The 441-nt window shown below is 58.0% G+C and carries 1 protein-coding gene; it reads left to right on the plus strand.

Features of this window, described 5'->3' with window-relative positions:
- Window positions 1–101: 101 nt before the first annotated feature.
- Window positions 102–441, plus strand: a 340-nt coding sequence (locus EN786_RS36115; RefSeq protein ID WP_135910037.1) for a hypothetical protein, incomplete at its 3' end; no start/stop codon positions are given.

The following is a 441-nucleotide window of genomic DNA, read 5'->3' on the forward strand; positions in this document are numbered from 1 at the left end:
GGCCCCTCGTCGTCTGATTTCGCGCAACCGAACCGCAATTATGCTGCACCGCAACAAAGACGGTGGTAAGGTTCGATGGAGATTGTGACGAGGGCTTGATCATGCCGATCGGCGACAACCTGCCGACCCAGTCGGAGCAGACCTTTCTCAATTTGTTTGAGCCGCCGCCTCAGGTCATTGAGCCTGCCATCCGGGCCTGCCGTTTGTTCAATACGGCGCTCGACGCCATTTTCTATGATGTGCCGACCCTGACCGCCCAGCTCACAGAAAAGGACGCTCCCATGAGCGCTCGTGGTGAAAAGGCGCCCTCTCGCATAGTCCAGTTCGACGCCCTCACCAACCCGGAGGGTTCGCTCCTGCTCATAGATGCGACGACAGCGCCTTACGTGCACAAATACACGAACGTAGAGTTGTTCCTCTCCTCGCCCTACCAGGAAACGC

This window comes from Mesorhizobium sp. M4B.F.Ca.ET.143.01.1.1 (genome assembly GCF_004792275.1).
GTDB classification, from domain to species: domain Bacteria; phylum Pseudomonadota; class Alphaproteobacteria; order Rhizobiales; family Rhizobiaceae; genus Mesorhizobium; species Mesorhizobium abyssinicae.